At 32.3% G+C, this 21,322-nt stretch carries 23 protein-coding genes; 9 read left to right on the forward strand and 14 right to left on the reverse strand.

The genetic code is table 11. From position 1 onward, the window contains the following. Nucleotides 1-34: 34 nt before the first annotated feature. The 6 genes from IEV77_RS06440 to IEV77_RS06465 all read right to left on the reverse strand — a co-directional run bounded on the left by IEV77_RS06440 (nucleotide 35) and on the right by IEV77_RS06465 (nucleotide 5,700). The gene (locus IEV77_RS06440) at nucleotides 35-472 is read right to left on the reverse strand and encodes a GNAT family N-acetyltransferase (RefSeq protein ID WP_188463035.1); all 438 of its coding nucleotides are present in this window, start codon (nucleotides 470-472) and stop codon (nucleotides 35-37) included. Between the two features lie 60 nt (nucleotides 473-532). Continuing rightward, nucleotides 533-1,162, reverse strand: a complete 630-nt coding sequence (locus IEV77_RS06445) for a tRNA (guanine-N1)-methyltransferase (RefSeq protein ID WP_188463037.1) — start codon at nucleotides 1,160-1,162, stop codon at nucleotides 533-535. 126 nt (nucleotides 1,163-1,288) lie between these two features. Then, nucleotides 1,289-2,032 (reverse strand): LVIVD repeat-containing protein, encoded by a 744-nt coding sequence (locus IEV77_RS06450; protein ID WP_188463039.1) that lies wholly within the window; start codon nucleotides 2,030-2,032, stop codon nucleotides 1,289-1,291. Between the two features lie 11 nt (nucleotides 2,033-2,043). After that, on the reverse strand, nucleotides 2,044-2,562 hold the full coding sequence (locus tag IEV77_RS06455) for a hypothetical protein (RefSeq protein WP_188463041.1): 519 nt from the start codon (nucleotides 2,560-2,562) through the stop codon (nucleotides 2,044-2,046). A 114-nt stretch (nucleotides 2,563-2,676) separates the two neighbouring features. Then, on the reverse strand, nucleotides 2,677-4,125 hold the full coding sequence (locus tag IEV77_RS06460; RefSeq protein WP_188463043.1) for a glyceraldehyde-3-phosphate dehydrogenase: 1,449 nt from the start codon (nucleotides 4,123-4,125) through the stop codon (nucleotides 2,677-2,679). Between the two features lie 162 nt (nucleotides 4,126-4,287). After that, entirely contained in the window at nucleotides 4,288-5,700 is a 1,413-nt protein-coding gene (locus IEV77_RS06465) for a trypsin-like peptidase domain-containing protein (RefSeq protein ID WP_188463045.1), read from the reverse strand. Nucleotides 5,701-5,882: 182 nt separating this feature from the next. Here IEV77_RS06465 and dapF point away from each other — a divergent pair, with 182 nt between their 5' ends. From dapF to IEV77_RS06490, 5 genes are all read left to right on the forward strand, one after another. Beyond that, nucleotides 5,883-6,662: a diaminopimelate epimerase gene (gene dapF, locus IEV77_RS06470; protein ID WP_188464795.1), complete on the forward strand. Its 780-nt coding sequence runs from the start codon at nucleotides 5,883-5,885 to the stop codon at nucleotides 6,660-6,662. After that, nucleotides 6,656-7,177, forward strand: coding sequence for a GNAT family N-acetyltransferase (locus IEV77_RS06475; RefSeq protein WP_188463046.1), 522 nt, complete (start codon nucleotides 6,656-6,658; stop codon nucleotides 7,175-7,177). The genes dapF and IEV77_RS06475 overlap by 7 nt, the downstream gene beginning before the upstream one ends. Then, on the forward strand, nucleotides 7,177-8,220 hold the full coding sequence (gene mltG / locus IEV77_RS06480; protein WP_188463048.1) for an endolytic transglycosylase MltG: 1,044 nt from the start codon (nucleotides 7,177-7,179) through the stop codon (nucleotides 8,218-8,220). The genes IEV77_RS06475 and mltG overlap by 1 nt, the downstream gene beginning before the upstream one ends. 6 nt (nucleotides 8,221-8,226) lie before the next feature. Beyond that, nucleotides 8,227-9,132, forward strand: a complete 906-nt coding sequence (locus tag IEV77_RS06485) for a DUF2279 domain-containing protein (RefSeq protein ID WP_188463050.1) — start codon at nucleotides 8,227-8,229, stop codon at nucleotides 9,130-9,132. Between the two features lie 107 nt (nucleotides 9,133-9,239). Next, nucleotides 9,240-9,905, forward strand: coding sequence for a peptidoglycan-binding protein LysM (locus IEV77_RS06490; protein WP_188463052.1), 666 nt, complete (start codon nucleotides 9,240-9,242; stop codon nucleotides 9,903-9,905). A 4-nt stretch (nucleotides 9,906-9,909) separates the two neighbouring features. Here IEV77_RS06490 and IEV77_RS06495 read toward each other — a convergent pair whose 3' ends face one another. The 4 genes from IEV77_RS06495 to dnaA form a co-directional block, all read right to left on the reverse strand. After that, nucleotides 9,910-10,626 carry an SAM-dependent methyltransferase gene (locus IEV77_RS06495; protein ID WP_188463054.1) on the reverse strand — a complete coding sequence of 239 codons (717 nt, stop codon included), beginning with the start codon at nucleotides 10,624-10,626 and terminating at the stop codon, nucleotides 9,910-9,912. 10 nt (nucleotides 10,627-10,636) lie between these two features. Next, complete coding sequence (locus IEV77_RS06500) at nucleotides 10,637-12,052, reverse strand: PQQ-dependent sugar dehydrogenase (protein ID WP_188463057.1); 1,416 nt, start codon at nucleotides 12,050-12,052, stop codon at nucleotides 10,637-10,639. Nucleotides 12,053-12,132: 80 nt separating this feature from the next. Further along, nucleotides 12,133-12,588 carry a low molecular weight protein-tyrosine-phosphatase gene (locus IEV77_RS06505; protein WP_229736598.1) on the reverse strand — a complete coding sequence of 152 codons (456 nt, stop codon included), beginning with the start codon at nucleotides 12,586-12,588 and terminating at the stop codon, nucleotides 12,133-12,135. 29 nt (nucleotides 12,589-12,617) lie between these two features. After that, nucleotides 12,618-14,045: a chromosomal replication initiator protein DnaA gene (gene dnaA, locus IEV77_RS06510; RefSeq protein ID WP_188463058.1), complete on the reverse strand. Its 1,428-nt coding sequence runs from the start codon at nucleotides 14,043-14,045 to the stop codon at nucleotides 12,618-12,620. A gap of 184 nt (nucleotides 14,046-14,229) precedes the next feature. On the opposite strand from dnaA, the gene IEV77_RS06515 reads away from it, so the two are divergent. Further along, entirely contained in the window at nucleotides 14,230-14,628 is a 399-nt protein-coding gene (locus IEV77_RS06515) for an acyl-CoA thioesterase (RefSeq protein ID WP_188464799.1), read from the forward strand. Here IEV77_RS06515 and IEV77_RS06520 read toward each other — a convergent pair. Genes IEV77_RS06520 through ribD form a run of 4 tightly spaced genes read right to left on the reverse strand, consistent with a single transcriptional unit; the run spans nucleotide 14,625 to nucleotide 17,778 of the window. Beyond that, entirely contained in the window at nucleotides 14,625-15,245 is a 621-nt protein-coding gene (locus tag IEV77_RS06520; RefSeq protein ID WP_188463059.1) for an IMPACT family protein, read from the reverse strand. The two genes, IEV77_RS06515 and IEV77_RS06520, sit on opposite strands and share 4 nt — an antisense overlap. Continuing rightward, nucleotides 15,245-16,108 (reverse strand): EamA family transporter, encoded by an 864-nt coding sequence (locus tag IEV77_RS06525; protein ID WP_188463060.1) that lies wholly within the window; start codon nucleotides 16,106-16,108, stop codon nucleotides 15,245-15,247. The genes IEV77_RS06520 and IEV77_RS06525 overlap by 1 nt, the downstream gene beginning before the upstream one ends. Beyond that, nucleotides 16,105-16,716 carry an HAD family hydrolase gene (locus IEV77_RS06530; RefSeq protein ID WP_188463062.1) on the reverse strand — a complete coding sequence of 204 codons (612 nt, stop codon included), beginning with the start codon at nucleotides 16,714-16,716 and terminating at the stop codon, nucleotides 16,105-16,107. Before IEV77_RS06530 ends, IEV77_RS06525 begins: the two co-directional genes overlap by 4 nt. A 57-nt stretch (nucleotides 16,717-16,773) precedes the next feature. Further along, complete coding sequence (gene ribD, locus IEV77_RS06535; protein ID WP_188463063.1) at nucleotides 16,774-17,778, reverse strand: bifunctional diaminohydroxyphosphoribosylaminopyrimidine deaminase/5-amino-6-(5-phosphoribosylamino)uracil reductase RibD; 1,005 nt, start codon at nucleotides 17,776-17,778, stop codon at nucleotides 16,774-16,776. 35 nt (nucleotides 17,779-17,813) lie between these two features. Here ribD and IEV77_RS06540 point away from each other — a divergent pair, with 35 nt between their 5' ends. From IEV77_RS06540 to ligA, 3 genes are read left to right on the forward strand one after another with little or no spacing between them, the layout of a single operon-like run. Beyond that, nucleotides 17,814-18,305, forward strand: a complete 492-nt coding sequence (locus IEV77_RS06540) for a GNAT family N-acetyltransferase (RefSeq protein WP_188463070.1) — start codon at nucleotides 17,814-17,816, stop codon at nucleotides 18,303-18,305. Further along, nucleotides 18,302-19,177 (forward strand): peptide chain release factor N(5)-glutamine methyltransferase, encoded by an 876-nt coding sequence (prmC, locus tag IEV77_RS06545; RefSeq protein ID WP_188463072.1) that lies wholly within the window; start codon nucleotides 18,302-18,304, stop codon nucleotides 19,175-19,177. The genes IEV77_RS06540 and prmC overlap by 4 nt, the downstream gene beginning before the upstream one ends. A 3-nt stretch (nucleotides 19,178-19,180) precedes the next feature. Continuing rightward, nucleotides 19,181-21,175, forward strand: coding sequence for an NAD-dependent DNA ligase LigA (gene ligA, locus IEV77_RS06550; protein WP_188463073.1), 1,995 nt, complete (start codon nucleotides 19,181-19,183; stop codon nucleotides 21,173-21,175). Nucleotides 21,176-21,322: the final 147 nt, after the last annotated feature.

A 21,322-nucleotide genomic window follows, 5' to 3' on the forward strand; every position in this document is an offset into this window, starting at 1 on the left:
AAAATACATCTTAAAATTAATCGAAGTTCGAATTTTAATTATTTGTCCAAAAGAAATGTAGATCTGGATCTTTCCTAAAACCTAAGCGCTGGTACAAATGCTGGGCTGGATTATCAAATGCTGTTTGAATAGCCAAGCCTTTTAGGTTATTTTCTTTACAATAGGTTTTTGACTTATTAATAAGAGCTTCACCAATACCTTTTCCACGATTATTCCCATCAACATATAAATCGTTTAATAAGTACATAGATTCCATGGTTACTGAAGAGAACAAAGGATATAATTGTGTAAATCCAACGGCAATGTTTTCGAGGTAGGCTATAAAAATAATAGAATCCTTATTTTTTAATCTTTCGAATAAAAATTGTTTGGATCTAACTACGTCCGAATCTTGCTCATAGAACACACGATAGCCATCAAACAATGGAGTTAAATTCTCTAGGTGTTCTATCTGTGCTTTTAAAATGGTCATAAAAAAAATCTGTAAACGTGAATTTACAGATTTTTAATATAATTATAGAAAAATAGGTTGTTAATTCCCTTTTTGCTTGTTCAATTCGTCTTGCAACTGACGTCTTACTTTTTGTTCTCGTTCTAAAGCCACTTTTCTGTGTTCTTCAAATTCATCTTCAATTTCTTCTAATGCATTTTTGGCATCTTTAGTTATTAAATGACTGTTTTTGAATTTATATATAAAAAATAATAACAAAGCCAATAACACACCAATAATAGACCACATTAACACATTGTAGTTAGATTTGCTCATTTGTAATCCAAACAAAGACATGTTGTTTTTTTCTCCTGTAGTTTTGTCTAAACTATTTTGGGTGTTGGTAAGATTCGATTTTAAATCGGTAATTTCCGTAGCCTGATTAATAACAATTGCTTTTGTGTCGGCTAAATTCTCACGTATAGTTTTTAATGAATCGTTAGTATGTGCTTGTAAAGTAGTAATCATACTACGTTTTACAGCTTCATACATTTGACCATTTGTACCTCGAAAATCACCAGATTTTTGAAGCACATATTCAAATTGATTATTAATTGTACTGTTGTTTAAAGATAATTTATCTTCTTCCTCGTCAGTATCCGTTTGCGCGTTCAGTGTGTTGAAACTACTAAGTATAAGTGCTGAAATAGCGAAAAGTTTAAAAATATTCATTTGGGATTGCTTATTGATTTTGAATGTTTATAATGACGAAAATAAGGAATTAAGTTTAGATATAATTACCATTTATGAAAAAGCCTCATGCAATGAGGCTGATTTATATACGAACGTAATTGGTTTTTAGATGTTGAGTTGGCTTAATTCATTAATATTCTCAATATTATTCATGTCTAAGCTGTACTGATACAAGCCATTTTCACCAATTAAAATGAGCAAATTATTTTGAATTATTACGTCGAAAGCATTTCTGTTGATGCTATGTACTAGTTGAGAATTTTCGGGATCTGAAATATCAAAGATCTTGACCTCGTCGTCGCAAACAAATAAATAATTGTTATATAAACCTAAACCAATAGGCTTCATAAGATTTCTGTCTGAAATTAAAACTGGATTTAGAATATCTGAAATATCATAAATTTCAAGTCTATTTACATTGTTTCCACATCCAGTATCTGAATGAAGGGTAACAAAAGCAAAGTTGTCGTTTGCAACTACTGGATCGCAAGCTGTAAAATGATTAACTTCAGATAAATATTCTGGAGATTCAGGATTTGAAATATTATAAATAAACATACCATTTCTAGAACCTATATAAAGATACTCCTTGTAATTAAAAAGAGTTTCTATATCAAATCCAATATGAACAGTGTTTACTTGTACGGGTTGTTCGGGATTAGAAATATTGAAGACAGTCATAAATTGTTGGTCTACGGTATATAAATAATCATTTAGAATGGTAAAACGCGCCAGGGAACCTCCTTGACCGGTTTCAGCGGACGATGGAGATGCCGAAAAAGAATCTGTAGAATCTGAATCGCAAGAAAATAATATGGCAATTAATATTAATATTAAATATTTTTTCATGAGTAGTTATATTAGTTGATTAGTCTCCAACCTATAATAATAAGGTCGTCTTCGTAATAGTATTGTTGAAAGTCTGGTGAGGCCCTAAATGGATTTGGGAAAATATTTGGAATGCGCTTGGTAATTTCAATAGCATCAAATAAATCTGTGAACTTTAACGCAATTAAATCTGAAGCATTATCAATGTAAATGCTATTTTGCTTGATACTCATATCTGATGAGCCAATAACTTTTAAAAACCCTATGTTTTCGGGGTTTTCAGGATTTGTATTATTTATAATGTGAAACCCTTCTTGAACTTCATTAATAAAAAGAAACGTGTCTTTTACATAAATTTTTCCTGAATTTACAATTGTTCTAGCTGGTAATAATTCTATAGAGGATTCAAATTCAGCACGTGTTATGAGTATGGGTTCGTATAGGTTTTGGTATGGCGGATATGTAACGTCGTCGTCTTGGGAGTATCCAAAACATCCAGATAAACTTAATAATCCGATATAGATTAAAACTGTGGTTAGTATGTTTTTCATAGTTTGGTATTGGTGTTTAATTAATAGATACTGTAAACACCGAAAGGTTGCGTAAGGCCCAAAAAAAATCTCGTTTAATTAAAAACGAGATTTTTATGCAGTTTATTTTAACCACTAATAATATGTATAACGTCTAACCTTAGCAATATATTTAGCTAATCTGATAACTTGATGGCTGTAACCATACTCATTATCATACCAAATATATAACAAGACATTTTTACCATCTTTCCTTACTATAGTTGCTTTGCTATCGTAAATTGAAGGAGCAGAACATCCAACAATATCACTAGAAACAAGCTCATCGCTCATTTCATATTTAATTTGTTCTACTAAATTCCCTTCAAGAGCATATTTTTTGATAATAGAATTGACGCCTTCAACAGAAGTCTTTTTATCTAATTCTAAGCATAAAATAGCTAAAGATCCATTAGGAACAGGAACACGAATAGCATTAGATGTTAATTTACCTTCAAGAGAAGGTAATGCTTTTGCAACAGCACTTCCAGCTCCAGTTTCTGTAATAACCATGTTTAATGCCGCAGCACGTCCACGACGGTATTTACTATGGAAATTATCTACTAAATTCTGGTCGTTTGTATATGCATGAATCGTTTCAAGATGTCCACTTTTAACGCCAAGAGAATCTTCAATAGCTTTTAAAATAGGAGTAATAGCATTGGTTGTACAAGATGCTGCAGAGAAAATATCAACTTTATCTGGATTATGATCTAAATGATTCACACCATGAACAATATTTGGAACACCTTTTCCAGGAGCTGTAAGCAATACTTTATCAACACCTTTAGAAGTTAAATGTCTGCTTAAAGCTTCGTTGTCTCTAAAAGCTCCAGTGTTATCAATTACTAAAGCATTATTTATTCCATATTTTGTATAGTCAATATCTTCTGGATTATTAGCGGAAATAATGTTTACTGTAGTTCCGTTAATAATTAAAGCACTATTTTTTAAGTCTGCTATTACTGTTCCAGAGAAATCGCCATGAACAGAGTCATTTCTTAAAAGAGAAGCTCTTTTTTCTAAAACAGTTTGGTCTATGGCACCACGAGTTACAATGGCTCTTAAACGTAACTGACTTCCTTTTCCTGTGCGTGTCATCAATTCACGAGCAACCAAACGTCCAATTCTACCAAAACCATAAAGAACGACATCTTTAGGTTTTATACCATTTTCTTTGTTGGCGTCTTTTAATTTTTCTGCAACAAATGCCAATGCATTGTTATACTTTTTCTCTTCTAAATGATATTCATAAGTTAATTTACCAATATCTAGTTTAGCAGGTGGCAAATCTAGAGTTTGAATAGCTTGTGCTATTTCAACAGAATCGAAAATAGAAATTGGTTTTTGTACAAATTCACCTGCATATTCATGCAAATTTAGAATTTGACTAACGTTTCTATCTATTAATTGGTTTCTAAAAAGTACCAATTCAATAGATTTGTCGTACCATAGATCGCTTATTATTTTAATAAACTCTACAGTCGCTTTTCTTCTATCTGCTTGAAAAGCTAATTCGTTCTCATAAGTCTCGTTAAAACTCATTGGTTGTAATTTTTAGTGTGTTGTTAAATAATTTTCAAGGAGCAAATTGCTTCGTTGAATTTAGTTGCAAAAATAGGATATTTAAGTCGTATTTGACTTAGGTTTCTTAAATTAAAAATCCTTCAGAATTTTCTGAAGGATTGATTTGTTTTATAAATGCTATTAATTAAAATTATAGCGTTCCATTTCGCCTCTTGAATTAATAAGTTCAATACGCAATGGTTCAGATACGGGTTTGTTTCTAATTATTTCCTGTACATCGTCTACATTGGCTACCTTAATATTGTTAATAGAAGTAACAATGTCTCCTTCTTGAACCCCATTGGCTCTTAGGTATTTAGAATAGCTTTCACCCAAGACAGATATTTTAACACCATTAGATGTGTTGTATTTTTTCAATTCTTCTTTAGATGCATTTTTCACAATACCTAATTGTGGAATGGTGTAGGTTTGATTTCTAACTAAAGTAACAGGGACTTCTTTTAAATTGCCATTTCTAAGGTAGCTAACATGAACCACATCATCCGGACGTTTGGTACTTAAATAACCCGTTAAATCTGAAAATTTAGAAATTTTAACACGGTCTATTTTTATGATGATATCACCAGTTTCCAATCCAGCTTCATAAGCACCAGAATTTTCATCTACAGAATCTATATAGAATCCTTCGGTTTCATTAACGCTTAATCTTTCTGCAAATCCACTGTTTAACGCACCGCCAGTAACTCCTAAAATGCCATTTTGCACATTCCCATATTCCATAATATCTTCAACTACCTTTCTTGCAATATTACTTGGAACAGCAAAAGAATACCCTATATAAGAACCTGTTTGAGATGATATAGCTGTATTAATTCCTATTAAATCGCCATTAGAATTTACCAAAGCACCACCAGAATTTCCTGGATTTACAGCCGCATCTGTTTGTATAAAAGATTGTGTGTTTCTTCCTCCAGTTAAATCTCTGGATTTGGCGCTTATAATACCGGCTGTTACTGTAGAAGTTAAGTTAAACGGATTTCCAACGGCTAGAACCCATTCTCCAATTTTTGCCTGATCGCTATCACCAAATGTTGTGTAAGGCAAATCGTCTCCCGCTTCTATTTTCAATAAAGCAATATCTGTTTTATCGTCCGTTCCAATAATCTTTGCTTCGTAAGTACTATTATCATTTAAAGTAATTAATAAAGAACTTGAACCTGAAATCACATGATTATTTGTAATAATATAACCGTCTGGTGAAATAATAACCCCAGAACCAGTACCAATTTGAGGACGTTGTGAGGATCTTCCGTAGAATAAATCTTCAAAAGTCATTTGTCCGGAATTCCCTGTAGTTGTGTTTTTTACGTGTACAACGGTATGAACTGTTTTTTCGGCTGCACTTGTAAAATCCACAGTATTTTCAGGAATAAAACCTGAGTTAGAAAAATTACTCACTGGAAATGCTGAAAGAGATGTATTAGCTTGAGTTGTTGGATTTATATTGTCTTTTTCTAAAAACAGTTTGTAAGCTGAAAGTGTTATAATGCCTCCTAAGACAGAAACTAAAACTAAAGTTGCTATTTTTTTCATAAATAATTATTTTTTTTATTTCCGCGTACACGGAAATCTTATATGAGTTGAGAATAAATGTTATAACTATAAAATTAATTTTTTATTGAATTGCTCTTTGTGTTTTAACGATTTTTAACGTCACATTTAACGTGTCTTTAACAAGAGAATTAATCATGTTAATTCTTATATTTGCTGAGTATATGGAAATTTTATTTTACAAATATCAAGGGACTGGAAACGATTTTGTCATGATTGATAATCGTTTACAAGAATTCGACAAGAATAATACCAAGTTGGTTGCCAAACTCTGCGACAGACGTTTTGGTGTTGGAGCCGATGGTCTTATATTATTGGAGAATCATCCTGAACTAGATTTTAAAATGGTCTATTATAATGCCGATGGAAATGAAAGTTCCATGTGTGGAAATGGCGGTCGTTGTTTAGTTGCTTTCGCAAATTTTCTGGGTATTATTAAAAACAAAGCATCTTTTGAAGCCGTTGACGGTTTGCATCATGCGATTATTGAAAACGATTTGGTGAAATTGCAAATGCAGGATGTTGTTTCTATTGAAAACAATAAAGACTATGTGTATTTGAATACAGGTTCGCCACATCATGTTCAAATGGAAAATAACATTCATGACTTGGCAATTAAAGAAGTTGGTTCAAAAATCCGTTACGGACAACCTTATAATGAAGCAGGAACCAACGTGAATTTTGTGAAGCAACTTTCAGAAAACACATTTCAAGTTAGAACCTATGAGCGCGGTGTCGAAGATGAAACTTTATCTTGTGGCACTGGCGTTACTGCTGTAGCTTTAGCCATGTTTGAAACTGGAAAAACTAAAAGCAATTTGATAAGCCTTGAAACTGAAGGAGGGAAACTACAAGTGTCATTCGACAAACAAGATAGTATTTATAAAAACGTTTGGCTTATTGGTCCGGCAACTCACGTGTTTAAAGGAACTATTTCATGGTAACATTAAAAGGGAAAGACATTTATTTAAGAGCTCTGGAACCGGAAGATTTAGAGTTTATTCATACCATAGAAAATGACGAATCTGTTTGGGAAATTAGTAGTACACAAACACCCTATTCTAGATTTTTAATTAAACAGTATCTTGAAAATGCCCATAAAGATATTTTTGAAGTCAAACAATTGCGTTTAGTTATTTCAAATTATAGTAATATTGCGCTTGGAATGATAGACCTTTTCGATTTCGATTTTAAAAATAGTAGAGCAGGGGTTGGTGTTCTAATTAAAGAAACTACTGAAAGACAAAAAGGAATTGGGAACGAAGCTTTAGAATTGTTAATTCAATATTGTAAAACACATTTAAATTTGCATCAATTGTATTGTAATATTTCTGAAGATAATGAAGCAAGTCTTAAGCTATTTACAAAACATGGATTTCAAATAATAGGATTAAAAAAAGATTGGAATCTTGTTAATGGTTCCTATAAAAACGAATATTTACTTCAACGTATTAATTAATGTATATTAAAAAAATTCTTCTCGCAGTTCTTCTAATTGGACTTGTTTTTGCTGGCTTATTTGCAAATTATGTATATGGCGTTATGCTAGTTAACAACACGTCTTTTAATAACGAACAAGCTTATATTTATATTGCTACAAATGGAACTTACACCGATGTTAGGGAACAATTAAAACCTTTATTAAAAGATATTGAAAAGTTTGATGCTTTAGCAAAACAAAAAAAATATATCACCAATATTAAAGCTGGGCGTTATATTATTAAAAAAGGCATGAGCAATAATGATATTATTAATTCTATAAGAAGTAAAAATATCCCTTTAAAGCTGGCTTTTAACAATCAGCCAAATCTAACAGCTCTTGCAGGAAGAATTTCCATGCAAATTGAAGCAGATAGTTTGAAGTTAGTAGAAGCAATGAACGACGAAGCATTTCTAGCTAGAAACTCGTTTACTAAGGCTACAGCTCTTGGCATGTATGTCCCTAATAGTTATGAATTTTTCTGGAACACGTCTTCTATTGAGTTTAGGGAGAGAATGTTGAAAGAATACAGTCGTTTTTGGAATGATAGCAGAAAAGCCAAAGCTAAAGCTCTTGGTTTAACAGAAAATGAGGTTATCACTTTAGCTTCAATTGTTCATGAAGAATCCAAACAAGCAGTCGAACAGCCTAGAATTGCTGGTGTTTATTTAAATAGGTTGCGTATTGGAATGCCTTTACAAGCGGATCCTACATTAAAATTTTCTGCATACCAATTACCAGAATATCAAAACGTGATTATTAAGCGTGTTTTAAACGTTCATAAAGAAATTGATTCTCCATACAATACGTATATGTATGCTGGTTTACCTCCAGGGCTTATTACCATGCCAGACATTACAGCTATCGATGCTGTTTTAAATCCTGAAACCCATAGTTATTTTTATTTTGCTGCAGATGCTAGCAAACTGGGATACCACAAATTCGCAAAGACTTTAAGTCAACACAATGCCAATGCTAGAGAATATCAAAGATATTTGTCGGCGCAAGGAATCAATAAATAGTTTTAAATGAGTGTTAAACATACCATTATTGCTTGTTTAATTACTTTTAGCTCTTTTTCACAGAGCAAACTAAATACATTCTTAACTCCAAGTGATACTTTAAATAAACCAAGGAGAAACGCTGTTATTATTTCAGAGGCTTCTTTGGCAACCTTAACTTTGGTTGGGTTGAATCAACTTTGGTATGCCGATTATCCAAAATCTAAATTCCATACGTTTAACGACAATAGTGAATGGTTGCAAATGGATAAACTGGGACATGTGTTTTCGGCTTATCAATTTGGAAGGTTAGGAGCTAATGCACTTCAATGGAGTGGCGTTAGCAAGAAAAATCAGTTAATTTACGGTTCTACTATAGGTGTTGCTTTTTTAACAGTAGTTGAGGTTTTTGATGGTTTTTCTGAAGAATGGGGGTTTTCCTGGGGCGATATGGCAGCGAATGTTACAGGAGCCGGTTTGTATGTTGGTCAGGAATTGCTTTGGAAAGAACAACGAGTCACTATAAAATATTCGTTTCATAGAACAGATTATGCGCAACAGAATCCGGATAAGCTTGGCAATGGACTTTCAGAAGAATTCCTAAAGGATTATAATGGTCAAACCTATTGGCTGAGTTTTAATTTACATTCTTTTTTTAAAGATAGTAAAATTCCTATTTGGTTAAATGTGGCATTTGGTTATGGAGCAGATGGCATGGTTTCAGGTACCAACCCAGCGGATGGTGAAATTAGTTATTACCAAAATCCTTACAGACAATATTACTTCAGTTTAGATATTGATTTAACAAGAATTAAGACAAATTCTCACGTCTTAAGGACTGTTTTCGATGTTTTTAACATGATAAAAGTGCCATTTCCAGCCTTGGAGTTTAACGATAAAAACGGCATAAAGTTCCACGGAATCTACTTTTAGGAGCACTTAATCGATTAGTTTTCAGATATTAAAAAAAAGAGTTATATTTGCAAGCTGAAATTTTCAAGTAATTATCCTATTGATTTTTACTGAAGAAATTTAAAGATATGATAAAAAATATTGGAAGTTACTTAGTGATATCACTTACAGTATGTTTCTTATTGTTTGGATCGATTTATTTAAATAAATCGGTAAAAGAGAAAAATTATACCTCACCAAGATACGCATTGAATGATGTTAGTCATGGAGAAGTTTCTCAAGATAACTTATTTCCTTTACATGAACCTCAAGCATCTTTTTCACCAACTTTGGGAAAATCCTTAGTCGGATTTAAAGAAGCATTAGGGTTTAAAGAATCTGGAGGAGATTATTTTACTGTAAACACCTTAGGTTATTTAGGGAAGTATCAGTTTGGTAAAGAAACACTAAAAATGATTGGTATTTATAATCCGGTGTTATTTTTAAGTAATCCTGAATTACAAGAAAAAGCTTTTATAGCTAATGCGGAGCGTAATAAGTGGATTTTACGAAAAGACATCAAACGTTTTAATGGTAAAGTTCTAAATGGAGTAAAAATTACTGAATCTGGAATTTTGGCTGCAGCACATTTAGCAGGACCAGGAAATGTGAAGAAATACCTAAGAAGTTACGGGGAAACCGGTTTTACAGACGCCTACGGAACATCGATTTCATATTACATTAAAAAATTCTCAGGATACGATACCTCTAAGATAAAACCAAACCGAAAAGCTAAAGTAAAGCTTTCGGCTTAAGGTTTTATTCTTTATGAATAATGAATAGCGTTGGTCTTTTATGAAGATCGACGCTATTTTTTTTCCATTCTTTTACGGTTAGAGTTTTTATATACTCCGTTGGTAAAGTAACGTCGCATGCTACGCAAACCATGGTGTAATCATTCAGCGTATTGCAAATATCTTCTAGTAATTTGTTATTTCTATAAGGGGTCTCAATAAAGGATTGAGATTGATTTTGAGTGAAAGATAATTGCTCTAAGCGTTTTAGTTCTTTTTGTTTATCTGCTTTATCTATAGGCAGATACCCATTAAAAGCAAAACTCTGTCCATTCATTCCAGAACTCATATGAGCCATTAATATAGAAGAAGGTCCAACCAATGGTACAACTTGAATATTCTGTTGGTGTGCAATTTTTACGACATCTGCTCCTGGATCTGCAATAGCTGGACAACCAGCTTCAGAAAGTAATCCGACATTTTTACCTTGTAGGCATGGTTCTAAAAAACTTGGAAGTTCAACTGGGTCTGTAAACTTATTCAAATGAAACATCTGTAAACTTGACTGCTTCTTACTGGGTTTAATCTGTTTTATAAAACGTCTGGCAGTTTTTTCATTTTCAACAATATAAACATCTACTTGTTCAATAATTTTTTTTACAGTTAATGGTAATACCTCTAAAGGAGCATTGTCTCCTAAAGTGGTTGGGATGAGGTAAAGTTTTCCGTAGGGGCTAGTCATTAATAGATACTTATTTGATTATTATTTTTTGTGTTTTCTTGGTTCCAGTTTCTGAAATTATTTCCGCTAAATAAAAACCACTTGGAATAGTTTTGGTGTCTATTTGGATGTTATGTGTTTGATTATTGGTAATGGATTTAATTAATTTTCCTTGAAGATTGTAAATGTTTATGGTTTCAATTAATACCTGTGGGTTATTAGTTTCAATTGTAAACGAGCCACTTGCTGGATTAGGGTATATTTTAATGTCAAACAGCATGTTTTCAGAGATGCTTAAATTAGTATCTATAATTTTGAAAACACTTCCAGAATCGATTCCAGCAATATAAAGTTCTCCATTTTGATCTTCTCCAAACGCAGTCCATCCGTTTCCATTAAAAGGATCGGTAAAAGTCATGTTCCAAGTGTCATTATTGTATTTAAGAATCCCAATTTCATTACTACAATAATCCGCAAAAAAGTAATATCCAACAAAGTTGGGCTGGGCAGTACCTCGATATCTATAACCTCCAGTAATGGAGCATTTAAAATTCCCACTTGACGAATGTGTGTATTGTGAAATAGGAAAAGTTAGCTCGCTTATATCATCAGGACAATTTCCAGACGTGTTATATATTTGATCTCCTTCATAACAACGCCATCCATAATTTAGGCCAGCTTGATCTAGTGCTACCATATTTATTTCTTCAATTTGACTTTGACCAACATCTGCAATCCAAAGATCATGTGTTTGTCTATCGAATGAAAATCTCCACGGATTTCTAAGTCCGTAAGCCCAAATTTCTGGTAAAGCATTCGGTTCTGCTGTGCTTGGAAAAGGATTGTTAGAAGGAATGGCATAATTTAAACCAGTATCTGTATTATCCACATCTATTCGAAGCATTTTTCCTAATAAAGTATTTAAGTTTTGACCTCTATCTTCTGGATCTCCACCTGAACCACCATCTCCAAGACCTATGTATAAAAATCCATCATTTCCAAAAGCTAAATCACCTCCATTATGATTACCATAAGGTTGTTCTACATTTAATAAGATTACTTCAGTTGTAGGACTTACTGTATTTGCATCGGTAGGATTTGCAAGAAATCGAGAAACAACGGTGTCGCCATTATTATCTATATAGTTTACAAAGAAGAAGCCATTTGTGGCATATTGTGGATGAAAAGCTAAGCCTAGTAATCCTCGTTCGCTACCGCTTTGAACTCTGGCGTCAATATCAAGAAAAGGTGTACTATTTATAGAACCATCAGAATTAACTATTTTAATCAATCCACCTCGCTCTACAACAAACAACCTACTATCTCCAGCATTTTTTACGCTAACAGGGCTTGAAAAACCAGTAGCAAATAAATCCAATTCAATTTCCTGTGAAAAAATGAAATAAGGAAATATTAAAAACAGCAATAGAATCGTGTTTGGTTTCATCTTATATTAATTTTAGGAATTAGGTATCCAAATTACAAAAAAGTAAAGAAGAAAACTAAAATAAAATTACTTGAAATCAATTATTTAAGAAGTTTTTTTGCGATTTCTTCACAAGCTTCATCCAACATTTTAAATGTGTTTTCAAATCCTTGAATGCCTCCAGTATATGGATCTGGTACATTATGATTTTGGTTTGGATAAATTTCGTTTAAGATCATTTTTACTTTAGCAATATCATTCTCGTTTCTTGCTAATTTTATAACGTTGGCGTAATTAGAATCGTCCATTACATAAATGTATTCAAAAGAATCAAAATCTGCCTCAGTAAATTGTCTGCCTCTTTGAGCAGAAATATTTAGACCATATTTTTTTGCAACCTTAACAGAACGCGTATCTGGAGGATCGCCAACATGATAGTTTCCTGTTCCAGCAGAGTCAATTGTAAATTTTTCTATTGGAAGCTTAGATCTTAAAATGCCTTCGGCTAATGGCGAACGGCAAATATTACCCAAGCAAACCATTAGTATTTTAGTCATAATAAATAATTAAAAGGATGATTTTAAGTCTAAACTGATAATTTTTTAGAAAGGTCTTCTACGTATTTTCTAAATTGCTTATCTGTAGTAGATAAATTATCTACCGTTTTACAGGCATGAAGAACAGTAGCATGATCTCTTTTTCCTATTTGAGATCCTATGCTTGCTAAAGAAGCTTTGGTAAGTTTTTTCGCAAAAAACATGGCCAGTTGTCTAGCTTGAACGATATGACGTTTTCTAGTTTTAGACTGTAAAGTATCTATATCCATTTGGAAGTAATCTGAAACTACTTTTTGGATATAATCTATAGAAACTTCTCTTTTCGTGTTCTTAACAAACTTCTCAACAACTTGTTTCGCTAAATCTATGGTGATTTCTTTTTTATTGAAAGACGATTGTGCGATTAAAGAAATAATTGCACCTTCTAACTCACGGATATTAGATTTAATATTTTTAGCAACATATTCAATTATATCTTCTGGCATTTCAACACCATCACGATATAATTTATTTTTTAGAATAGAAACACGAGTTTCAAAATCTGGATTTTGTAACTCAGCTGAAAGTCCCCATTTAAAACGAGATAATAAGCGTTGTTCTATATCTTGCATGTCTACGGGAGCTTTGTCACTTGTTAAAATAACTTGTTTTCCGTTTTGATGTAAATGATTGAAAATATGGAAGAATACATCTTGCGTTCCCGTTTTTCCAGATAAGAATTGAACATCATCAATAATAAGGATGTCTATTATCTGATAAAAATGAATAAAATCGTTTCTATTATTCTTTTTAACAGAATCTATATATTGTTGCGTGAATTTTTCAGCAGAAATATATAAAACTGTTTTTTCAGGGTACTTATCTTTAATGTCAACACCTATAGCATGAGCTAAATGTGTTTTTCCTAAACCTACACCACCAAAAATCAGCAATGGATTAAAGGAAGTTCCTCCTGGTTTAGAAGCTACAGCTAATCCAGCACTTCTAGCCAAACGGTTAGAATCCCCTTCAAGGAAATTTTCGAAACTGTAATTTGGATTAAGTTGAGACTCAATCTTTACGTTTCTAATTCCTGGAATTATAAACGGATTACGTAATTCTGGATTTTTATTATTTAATGGAATATCAACTTCTTGAGACTTGACAGAAGATCTATTTGAGCTAGGAATTTTTTCTGTAAAAGGTTGTTTGTTACCATAGGTGTTTTCCATTTTAATAATGTAAACAAGTTTGGCTGTTGCTCCTAATTCTTTAGTAAGGGCCACTTTTAATATTTTTACATAATGTTCTTCTAGCCACTCGTAAAAGAATTTACTAGGCACCTGAATGCTTAAAGAGTTATCTGAAAGTTTCACTGCTAGAATAGGTTCAAACCATGTTTTATAGGCTTGCGGTTGGATGTTATCCTTTATAAATTCAAGGCAATTATTCCATACCGATTGCGCAGTTACACTCATTATAAATTTTATGATTTACTAGTTAGTTATTAAAAGAGAAATGGAATTCTCTGACTGATTTTATAGCATGACAAATATGTGAACAAAATTCTTAAAAAAAAAATCAATTGCTATTGAATTTAAAGAAATTTTTTCGCATGTTTAATGCCTTGACTAAACTACAAAAAATTATTTGAATACTTCTATGAATTTCGATGAAATACCAATAAGAGTGAGATATGGTGAAACGGACCAGATGGGTGTCGTACATCATGCAAATTATGCATTATATCTAGAAATGGGGCGTACGGAGTGGCTTCGAAAAAAAGGCATTTCTTATAAGGAAATGGAGCAAAATGGCATCATGCTTCCTGTAATCTCAATGAATTTAATTTTTAAAAAGTCCGCGCTTTATGATGATGTTCTTAAAGTGAAAACACAGTTAAAAAAAGCACCTTCTGTTAGGATAGAATTTGAATATGAAATTACTAATGAAGCTGGTGATATTTTAGTCCTGGCAACCACTGTTTTGGCGTTTATTGACATGAAAACTAAAAGACCAATAAAGTGTCCAGATGATGTTTTTGAAAAGATAATGGATTAGATTTCTAGCTCCTTGATGTCAACTTCATATATAGATTGAAAACTGTCTTTAGTTTTTGAGGCTTCTTTAAGTCTTACTGAAATTTCAATCTTGCAATCTAGTTCTAAAGTCTGACCAACTATTTTTAAATTGTTTTCTTTTATTATACGCATCACCTTATTCATGTTCTTATAATCAAAAGATATAATAAAATTTTTATTAATGGTTCTGGTTACGATTTTAGAATCTTCCAAAGCCATTTGTGCTGTGGTTTTATAGGCATTGATTAACCCGCCAACTCCAAGTTTGACACCACCAAAATATCTTACCACTACAATCAAAACATTGGTAACTTCAAAAGATTGAATTTGTCCATAAATAGGCATGCCTGCGCTATTATTTGGTTCGCCATCATCATTTGCTCTAAATTGTAAATTGTTTTCGTCGGTACCAAGCTGATATGCATAACACCAATGTCTGGCAGAATGGTGCTGTTTTTTTAAAAGCTCTATATGTTCTTTTACTTGGTCTTCATCTTTAACAGGATAGGCGTAGCCAAAGAATTTGGAGTTTTTATCTTTAAATAGAACTTCTTTTGATGGTTTGCTTAACGTTTTATAAGTGTCTTTAATATCCATTAAGCCAAAGTTACTAATAAGATTGAAATAATTGCCAGCCCAATACCAATCCAGTTTTTAAATGAGAGTTTTTCTTTAAAAAGTATAAGACCTATTAAAGAGGTAAGCATTAAAATAGCAACATTGTTTATTGTGAAAATTGTAGAACTATCAAAAGTTTCGTGGTTTAAAGCTTTTAGAATATAATATATAGATGCGTAATTTACAATTCCTAAAACGGCACCACCAATAATACTCTTAGGATTGAATTTAAAATCCTTTTTAAGCATCTTTATAATAAGGACAACAATTCCAAAACATGCCGCGAAAAAGAAAATAGTTGCAGAAAATAAAGGAATGCCACCTTCTTTAAGATAAGTAGTCTCTATATATTTAATAGAGGTGTCTATAATTCCTGAACCTAAAAATAGAATAACAGGAAACATGAGATTGCTTTTAAAGTTGAAAGTTGCATCTTTTTTAACCGACACAAAATAAACAGCAATTAAAGCAAGAGAAATTCCCAGAAGCTTTAGAATTCCTGTGTTTTCATGGTACACATAAATACCAAATATTACAGGAATAATAACGCTCATTTTAGTGGCAACCGAGGCAACTGATAATCCGTTGCGTTGTGAGGTAATTGCCATAACATTAAAAATACTAATAAATAAAAAACCCAAAATCAAAGCACCAAAAAACCATTCTGATTGGATAATTTCCTGAGCGTCAAAAGGGTTGTTGGAAGTTATTAAGCCACAAAAACAGGCTGTAATATAGTTAAACACAATGGCTTGCAGTGTATTAATCTTAAATCTATCAAATAATTTGAAGATTAAAAAGATAAGCGTAGAAGCTAGAATGCTTAATAATAAATAGATCAAAAGAGCTCTTTTTTAATGTTGAACAAATTGATAATGTCTTCGGTTTTCGGATTAATATTCCAAGTATGAATGCCTAATTTAGATGCTTCTATTGTATTCTCTTCCGTATCGTCTATAAATAAACAAGTTTCAGGAGTTAAATTATTTTCAGCTAATACAAATTGGTAAATATCTGCATTTGGTTTTCTTAAATTAATTTCATGAGATAGGTAAAACACATCAAAACAGTTTTTAAAATCTTCGTAAAAAGATATTTTCTCTTTTATTAAATCGATGTGAAGCTCGTTGGTATTGCTCAACAATATAAGTTGGTATTTTTTTTCTGAAGCCAAATTTTTTATAAATTCCAATCTGTGTTCTGGAAAATCCTTAATAATGCAATTCCAAGCATAAAGGATGTCGTCTTCTGTTAAGTCTGGAAAATTTCCTAAATAGAAATCAATAAATTCTTCAGTTGAAATGAGGCCTTGTTCGTAAAAGCAATTGAAGGCCACCATTTCTTCAGAAAAAGAGTCTATTTCAAAAAGTGATAAAGCGTGATTCATGGCGTTTTCTTTATCTAAATTGATAAAGACATCGCCAAAATCGAATATAAGGGTTTTAATCATAATTACTTACTGTCTATTGATTCCTTCTAATTATAAACTAAGCAGAAATCTTTTTGGTTATTGATTTGAATATATTTTTAAATAATCTTCATTAATAGAAAATTCTTCAAGTTGTTTTCCTTTAAATGTTGGTGCTTTTACTCCCTTGTTAAAAGTTGCTCTCCCTTTAAAAACGCGAGCTTCATCCCAAAGGTTTTCATCTATAAAAGTTTGAAGTGTCTGTCTTCCTCCTTCAATAATAATAGATTGAATCTCTTTTTTATATAAGAAAGCACAAATATTTTTAGCAACATTTTTTGAGAAATCTATTTCGTTTTCTGAAATAATGAAGGTTTCCGCATCATCATTATAAACGCGGTATTTTTTTGATAGCTTATTAGTTTTATCCAAAACGACTCGAATAGGGTTTTTTCCTGTCCAATCTCTAACGGTTAAACTTGGATTATCTTCTAAAACCGTATTGGTGCCCACTAAAATAGCCTGTTCTTCTGCTCGCCATTTATGGACTAATTGTCTGGAAATTTCATTTGTAATCCAAACTGGTTTTTGTTCGTTTTTTGTTTCTGGAGCAATAAAACCATTCTCGGTTTCAGCCCATTTTAAAATAATATAAGGGCGTTTTTTGTTGTGAAATGTAAAAAAGCGCTTGTGATGATCTTGACACGCTTTTTCTAAAACACCAACAGTAACTTCGCATCCAGCAGTTTTTAACTTCTCAATGCCTTTCCCTGCTACTTTACTATGAGTGTCTATCGTTCCAATAACGACATGTGGTATGTGGTGTTTTATAATCAAATCGCTACAAGGTGGGGTTTTTCCAAAATGGCTACACGGTTCAAGCGTGACGTACAAAGTAGCTTGTGCAAGTAAGGATTTGTTTTTAACAGATTGAATGGCATTTACTTCGGCATGATTTCCGCCATAAGCACTTGTAAAACCTTCACCAATAATTTCATCTTTATTCACAATAACACATCCTACCATTGGATTTGGAGCAGTACTCCCTAAGCCATTTTTGGCAATCTCAATACAGCGTTTTATGTATTTTTCATGTATCTTCATCCCCTGAAATTTCAACGCAAAAATAACATAATAAAGTGAGCAATAATAATATTGTTATTAGAGAAATAACTTCTGAAGATAATAGTCAAATCGCACAAGTAATTCGTGAAGTGTTAATAGAATTTGGTGCGCCAAAAGTTGGAACAGCCTATGAAGATGTTTCTTTAGATAATATGACAGAAGCTTATGGAAATAGTGCATCTGTTTATTTTGTATTGGAAAATAAAGGTAAAATTATTGGAGGAGCAGGAATTGCGCCTTTAGAGAATTGTGAAGGAAATATCTGCGAGCTTCAAAAAATGTACTTTTTACCGGAAGCCAGAGGTTTGGGGTTGGGAGTTAAAATGATGAAAAAATGTTTGGAATTTGCTAAAGATTTCGGATACCATAAATGTTATCTAGAAACCTTACCGTATATGACGGATGCCACAAAATTATATGCCAAAGTAGGATTTGAATCTTTAGATAAACCCATGGGTAATACAGGTCATTTTTCCTGTAACGTGTGGATGATAAAAGAATTATGAGACTAAAGGACATTCAAGAGATATTTCATAAAGAATTAGATGCTATTTTTGGAGCAAACGAAGTTGGTAGTTTCTTTAATATTTTAATATCTCATTATTTAAAATTGAATAGAATAGCCTTAGTGCTAGATCCAGAATTAACGATAAGTAAAGTTGAAGAACAGCCACTTTTCGAAGCATTAAGCAGATTAAAATTAGAAGAACCCATTCAATATATTATAGGTGAAACCGAGTTCTATGGATTGCCTTTTAAAGTAAATGAACACACTTTAATCCCTAGGCCAGAAACGGAAGAACTGGTTGAATGGATTATGAAATGTCATTCAAATCGAAGCGATGAATCTAATTTTAACATTTTGGATATTGGCACAGGAACAGGTTGCATAGCTATTTCTTTAGCTAAAAATCTTCCTAATGCTCGGGTTTATGCTATAGATGTTAGTAAAGAAGCTTTAAACATTGCCAAACAAAATACAGAATTGAATCAAATAGAGGTTCAGTTTATTGAAGCTGATATTTTAAATATTGACTCATGGAATTTGGAATTTGATAATTTGAAATTTGATATTATAGTGTCCAATCCGCCTTATGTTAGAAACTTAGAAAAAATAGAAATAAAAAACAACGTTTTAAAACACGAACCTCATTTAGCACTGTTTGTAGAAGATAGCAATCCGTTACAGTTTTATGAGGCTATTGCCAATTTTGCCATGGTTAATTTGAAAGAGAAAGGACTTTTATTTTTTGAAATTAATCAATATCTTGGAAACGAAACGAAACAATTATTACACAATAAAGGCTTTACAGATCTGGAGTTAAAACTGGATATTTTCGGGAATAACCGCATGTTAAAAGCATTAAAGAATTTTTAATTCATGACTATTAAAGAACAAATCTTACAATTACGAGAAGCGCTTAACAATCACAATTATAACTATTATGTGTTGGATAATCCAAGTATTTCAGATTATGATTTTGATCTTCAATTAAAACAGCTTCAGGAATTAGAAACCAAACATCCAGAGTTTTTCGATGCTAATTCTCCAAGTCAGCGTGTAGGAGGAGAGGTTACCAAGAATTTTGAAACTGTTGTTCACGAACAGCGTATGTATTCTTTGGCAAATTCGTATTCCAAAGAAGATTTATTGGATTGGGAAACTAGAATTAGAAAGTTAGTAGATGGAAATCTTCAATATACCTGTGAATTAAAATATGATGGAGCTTCTATAAGTCTGACCTATGAAAATGGAAGCTTGGTGAAAGCTATCACCAGAGGAGACGGAGTTCAAGGCGATAATGTTACGGCAAATATTAAGACTATTAAATCTGTGCCTTTAAAATTGAAAGGCGATTTTCCTGATAAATTTGATATTCGTGGTGAAATTGTCTTGCCTTTCGATGGTTTTAATAAAATGAACGAAGAGCGCATTGAAATAGGAGAGGAGCCTTACAGAAACCCAAGGAATACGGCTTCAGGAAGCTTGAAATTACAAGATAGTAGCGAGGTTGCCAAACGTCCTTTAGAATGTTTGTTATATAGCCTTGTTGGAAATAATCTAAATACAGATACGCAATTTAATAGTCTGGAAAAAGCACGTTCCTGGGGTTTTAAAGTGCCACAGGCTGCTAAGCTTGTAAATTCTATTGACGAAGTTTTAGATTTTATTTCTTATTGGGATGTACATAGACACAACTTACCTTACGAAACGGATGGTGTGGTTATAAAAGTGAATAATTTACAACAACAAGAAGAATTAGGTTTTACAGCAAAAGCACCACGTTGGGCTATTGCCTATAAATTTAAGGCAGAACGAGTTTCTACTCGATTAAATAGTATAAGTTATCAAGTTGGAAGAACTGGAGCAATTACACCGGTAGCTAATTTAGAGCCTGTAGAATTGGCCGGAACAACCGTTAAAAGAGCGTCGTTGCACAATGCGGATCAAATAGAAAAGCTGGACATTCGCATTGGAGATGAAGTGTTTGTTGAAAAAGGAGGCGAGATTATTCCTAAAATTATTGCGGTCGATTTAGCTAAGAGACCAGAAAACTCGCAACCAACCATATATATTACACATTGCCCTGAATGCCATACAGAATTAGTAAGAACGGAAGGGGATGCCAAACATTTTTGTCCTAATTATAATGGTTGTAAACCACAGATAATTGGAAGGATTCAACACTATATTTCCAGAAAAGCAATGGATATTGAAGGTCTGGGAGGAGAAACAGTGGCTTTATTGGTTAGTGAAGGATTAATTCATAATTACTCCGATTTATATGAATTGACTAACGAGCAAGTTTTGCCGTTGGAACGTATGGCTGAAAAAAGTGTAGATAATTTAATTCAAGGTATTGAACAATCTAAAGAAGTTTCTTTTGAAAGAGTTCTTTATGCTTTGGGAATAAGATTTGTTGGTGAAACTGTGGCTAAAAAATTAGCCAAGCATTATAAAAGTATTGATGCTTTAGCTAAAGCCACGCAAGAAGAGTTAATTAATGTTGATGAAATAGGAATTAAAATTGCCGAGAGTGTCATAGAGTTTTTTAATTCTGAAACAAATAGAGAGATTATAAATAAACTTCGCGGATTTGGTGTTCAGTTAGAGATTTCAGCTGAAAAATTAGCCAATCAAACGAATAAGCTAGAAAATAACATATTTGTAGTTTCAGGTGTTTTTCATTCCGTTTCCAGAGACGAACTTAAAAAACTGATAGAAGATAATGGAGGCAAAGTATCTTCCTCTATTTCCAGTAAAACAAGTTATATAGTTGCTGGGGATAATATGGGACCAAGTAAAAAGGAGAAAGCTGAAAAATTAAATATCACCTTGATTTCAGAAATTGAGTTTTTAGAAATGGTTCAATAGTTTTAAACACCTGAAATTCTTGAAGGTAATGCAGTTTAGTATATGGGTTATTTGTTAATATTAGATATATTTGCATTCATAAACCAACAGTAACTAATTTCCTTTATGGTGTTTTTCATTTCAATGTTTGCTCTTTTAAGTTTTCTT

Origin of the sequence: Xanthomarina arctica, from assembly GCF_014638915.1 — a bacterium.
Taxonomy (GTDB): Bacteria; Bacteroidota; Bacteroidia; order Flavobacteriales; family Flavobacteriaceae; genus Xanthomarina; species Xanthomarina arctica.